We start from the raw sequence: 4,322 nt of genomic DNA, 5'->3' as shown, positions 1-4,322 counted from the left end.
GGCCTCTACCCTGATCGCGGATAGGTTACTGGTGAGTTAAGAACGCCGTTCGGGCCCGGAGGTTGTCGTGACCGACACACAGACGTTGATCGAGAATCGGCCGCCGTCCGTGGCGACGCTCTTCCTGGAGCGGGTCGAGGCGACGCCGGACGCCGAGGCGTACCGCATGCCGGTGCCGCCCGCGTCCGGCGAGGGCCCCGACGAGTGGCGCTCGCTCACCTGGGCGCAGGCCGCGAGCCGGGTGTACGCCATTGCGGCCGGCCTGATGGACCTCGGGGTGCGCCCCGAGGAGCGCGTCGCGATCGCCGCGAACACGTCGGTGGACTGGATCCTGTCCGACCTCGGCGTGCTGTGCGCGGGCGCCGCCACCACCACGGTCTACCCGTCCACCAACGCCGACGAGACCGCGTTCATCCTCGCCGACTCCGACAGCCGGGTGCTGATCGCCGAGAACGCGGCCCAGCTCGCCAAGGCCCGCGAGCGCCGCGCCGACCTGCCCGACCTCGCGCACGTCGTGGTCATCGACCCGGCAGGCGCCACCGACGCCGACAACGACGGCTGGGTGCTGTCCCTCGCCGACCTGGAGAAGCGTGGCGCCGCCTACCTGGAGCGGCGCCCGACCGCCGTCACCGACGCCATCGGCGCGCTCACCAAGGACCAGCTCGCCACCCTCATCTACACCTCCGGCACCACCGGCCGCCCCAAGGGCGTGCGCCTGCCGCACGACGCGTGGGCGTACATGGCCCGCGCCATCCAGGGGGTGGGCCTGCTCGACGAGAACGACGTGCAGTACCTGTGGCTGCCGCTCGCGCACGTCTTCGGCAAGGTGCTCACCGCCGGGCACATCACCGTCGGCCACGTCACCGCCGTGGACGGCCGGGTCGACAAGATCATCGAGAACCTGCCGGTGGTCCGGCCCACCTACATGGCCGCCGTGCCGCGGATCTTCGAGAAGGTCTACAACGGGGTCGCCGCCAAGGCCAGGGAGGGCGGCAACGCGAAGTACAAGATCTTCCTGTGGTCCGCGCGGGTCGCCCGCGACTACGCCAAGGCGGCGCAGAACAGCATGCGGCTGACCGGCACCCCGACCGTCCCGCTGCCGCTGCGCAGCAAGCACGCGGTCGCCGACCGGCTGGTCTACGCGAAGCTGCGCGAGGCGTTCGGCGGCCGGCTGCGCGCCTGCGTCTCCGGGTCGGCCGCGCTCGCCCCCGACATCGGCTTCTTCTTCGCCGGCGCCGGCATCCACATCCTGGAGGGGTACGGCCTCACCGAGTCCAGCGCGGCGAGCTTCGTCAACCCCGGCGAGTCCTACCGCACCGGCACCGTCGGCAAGGCGCTGCCCGGCCTCGAGGTCCGGATCGGCGAGGACGGCGAGATCCTGCTGCGCGGCCCCGGCATCATGCAGGGCTACCACGGGCTGCCCGAGCAGACGGCCGAGGTGCTGGAGCCCGACGGCTGGTTCCACACCGGGGACATCGGCGAGCTGTCGCCCGACGGCTTCCTGAAGATCACCGACCGCAAGAAGGACCTGATCAAGACGTCCGGCGGCAAGTACATCGCGCCGGCCGAGGTCGAGGGCCAGTTCAAGGCGGTGTGCCCGTTCGTCAGCAACGTCCTGGTGGTCGGCGGCGGCCGCAACTTCTGTACGGCGCTGCTCGCCCTCGACGAGCCGACGCTCCTGGGGTGGGCCGAGGACAACGGCCTCGGCGGCCGGCCCTACGCGGAGGTCGTCGGCACCGAGCAGGTGCGCGAGCTGATCGACGGGTACGTCCAGGAGGTCAACGCCGGGCTCCAGCGGTGGCAGCAGATCCGCCGGTTCCGCATCCTCCCGCGCGACCTCGACATCGAACACGGCGACCTCACGCCCAGCCTCAAGCTGAAGCGCCCGGTCGTCGAGCGCGAGTTCGCCCCCTTGATCGACGAGATGTACGAGGGCGCCCGCGAGGCGTAGTACGGCGCCCCTGGGCAGGCACCCGGATGACGGATACTGAAGGAATGCCTTCCGTACTCCCCGACGGGGAACCCGTGCCCGCGGACGGCGGTCTGCCGCCGTCCGCGTTCGAGGGCGCCGAAGACCGCCCGTTCGGGTTCTATCTGCATGTGCCGTACTGCGCCACGCGCTGCGGGTACTGCGACTTCAACACGTACACCGCGAGCGAGCTGAGGGGCTCGGGCGGGGCGCTGGCGTCGCGGGACAACTACGCGGACGTGCTGGCCGAAGAGGTGCGGCTGGCCCGGAAGGTGCTGGGCGACGACCCCCGCGAGGTCAGCACGGTGTTCGTCGGCGGCGGCACCCCCACGCTGCTGCCGGCCGCCGACCTCGGCCGGATGCTCGCCGCGATCAAGGCGGAGTTCGGGCTCGCCGCGGACGCCGAGGTGACCACGGAGGCCAACCCGGAATCCGTCGACCCGGCCTATCTGGCCGAGCTGCGGGCCGCGGGCTTCAACCGGGTGTCGTTCGGCATGCAGAGCGCCCGGCAGCACGTCCTGAAGGTGCTGGACCGTACGCACACTCCCGGGCGCCCCGAGCGTTGCGTCGCCGAGGCCCGCGCCGCCGGGTTCGAGCACGTGAACCTCGACCTGATCTACGGCACCCCCGGGGAGACCGACCAGGACTGGCACGCGTCCCTGGACGCGGCGATCGGCGCCGGGCCCGACCACGTCTCGGCGTACGCGCTGATCGTGGAGGAGGGCACCGGGCTGGCCCGCCGCATCCGGCGCGGCGAGGTGCCGATGACCGACGACGACGCGCACGCCGACCGCTATCTGATCGCCGAGGAGCGGCTGTCGGCCGCGGGCTTCGGCTGGTACGAGGTGTCGAACTGGGCCACCGGTCCCGCCGCGCGCTGCCGTCACAACGAGCTGTACTGGACCGGCGCGGACTGGTGGGGCGCGGGTCCCGGCGCGCACAGCCACGTCGGCGGGGTGCGCTGGTGGAACGCCAAGCACCCGGGCGCCTACGCGCAGGCCCTCGCCGAGGGGCGCACCCCCGGGGTCGGCCGGGAACTGCTCGGCGCGGAGGATCGGCGGGTGGAACGGGTCCTGCTGGAGCTGCGGCTCGCCGACGGCTGCCCGCTGGCGATCCTCGCGGAACAGGGCGCGAAGGCCGCCGCCCGCGCGGTAAGGGACGGTCTCCTGGAGCCCGGTCCTTACGCGGCCGGCCGCGCCGTCCTCACGCTGCGCGGCCGGCTGCTCGCCGACGCCGTGGTCAGGGACCTGGTCGACTGACGCCCGCGGCCCGCCGCCCCACCCGCGCTACGGCGCCGTCACGAAGTCGATCAGGTGCTCCACGGCCCCCAGCAGCTCCGGCTTGAGGTCCTTGTACGACGCCACCGACGCCAGGATGCGCTGCCACGCCTCGCCCGTGTTCATGTCCGTCCAGCCCAGCGCCCGGCACACGCCCGTCTTCCAGTCCTCGCCGCGCGGCACCCTCGGCCACTCCGGGATGCCGACCGACGACGGCTTCACGGCCTCCCACACGTCGATGTACGGGTGGCCGACCACCAGCACGTCGGCGCCGGTCACCGACGCGGCGATCCGTGACTCCTTGGAGCCCGGCACCAGGTGGTCCACCAGCACGCCGAGCCGGGCGTCGGGGCCGGGGGAGAACGCCGAGACGATGGCGGGCAGGTCGTCGACGCCCTCCAGGTACTCCACGACGACGCCCTCGACCCGCAGGTCGTGGCCCCACACCCGCTCCACCAGCTCCGCGTCGTGCCGGCCCTCGACGTAGATCCGCCCGGCCCGGGCGACCCGTGCCTTCGCGCCCGTCACGGCGATCGAGCCCGATGCCGACAGCAGCGGCCCGCGCGGGGCCGGGGCGGCCGCGCGCGGGCGTACGAGGGTCACGGTGCGGCCGTCGATCAGGAAGCCGCGCGGCGCCATCGGGAAGACCCGCAGTTTGCCGAAGCGGTCCTCCAAGGTCACGGTCAGGCCCTCCGCGGTCTTCTCGACCCGGACCACGGCTCCGCAGAACCCCGTGCTCACCTCTTCGACCACCAGGTCCCGTTCCGCCGCCACCTCGGGTGCCGGGCCGGACTTCTTCCAGGGCGGGGTGAGGTCAGGGTCATAACTCCTGCTACGCATGCGGATGATCGTAGAGCCTGACCCCCCGGGCTTCCCGGATCTGTCGGCCCCGGGACCACCTGTCGTGCCTGGCCCCCACGGCAACCCGCCGCTTCGGCTCCCCGCCGTTCCCGCCCGCGCCCCTGCTGGGGTGGCTCGCCGTTGTCGGCGGGAGGAGCCGCACAAACCCAGGGGCGCGGGGAACTGCGCGACAAGCCACCCACTGAGGGGTGGTCCCTGGACCGACAGGGTGGGGC

General features: G+C 72.8%; 3 protein-coding genes. 2 read left to right on the top strand and 1 reads right to left on the bottom strand.

The genetic code is table 11. From position 1 onward, the window contains the following. Positions 1-67 precede the first annotated feature (67 nt). Together AC13HU_RS33180 and hemW are read left to right on the top strand one after the other, a co-directional pair. On the top strand, positions 68-1,951 hold the full coding sequence (locus AC13HU_RS33180) for an AMP-dependent synthetase/ligase (RefSeq protein ID WP_483045694.1): 1,884 nt from the start codon (positions 68-70) through the stop codon (positions 1,949-1,951). A 44-nt stretch (positions 1,952-1,995) separates the two neighbouring features. After that, positions 1,996-3,228 carry a radical SAM family heme chaperone HemW gene (gene hemW, locus AC13HU_RS33175; RefSeq protein WP_483045693.1) on the top strand — a complete coding sequence of 411 codons (1,233 nt, stop codon included), beginning with the start codon at positions 1,996-1,998 and terminating at the stop codon, positions 3,226-3,228. A gap of 27 nt (positions 3,229-3,255) precedes the next feature. Here hemW and AC13HU_RS33170 read toward each other — a convergent pair whose 3' ends face one another. Then, positions 3,256-4,086 (bottom strand): DUF3097 domain-containing protein, encoded by an 831-nt coding sequence (locus AC13HU_RS33170; protein WP_483045692.1) that lies wholly within the window; start codon positions 4,084-4,086, stop codon positions 3,256-3,258. Positions 4,087-4,322 lie beyond the last annotated feature (236 nt).

The sequence above is a fragment of the Streptomyces sp. NH27 genome (genome assembly GCF_056859195.1).
The sequence above is the reverse complement of the archived record's forward strand: the minus strand, read 5'-3'. Positions and strand labels throughout refer to the sequence as shown.

Bases quoted from the DNA above. Each gene is read 5' to 3' on its own strand.
- hemW (WP_483045693.1), top strand. From the start codon at position 1,996: ATGCCTTCCGTACTCCCCGACGGGGAACCCGTGCCCGCGGACGGCGGT.
- AC13HU_RS33170 (WP_483045692.1), bottom strand. From the start codon at position 4,086: ATGCGTAGCAGGAGTTATGACCCTGACCTCACCCCGCCCTGGAAGAAG.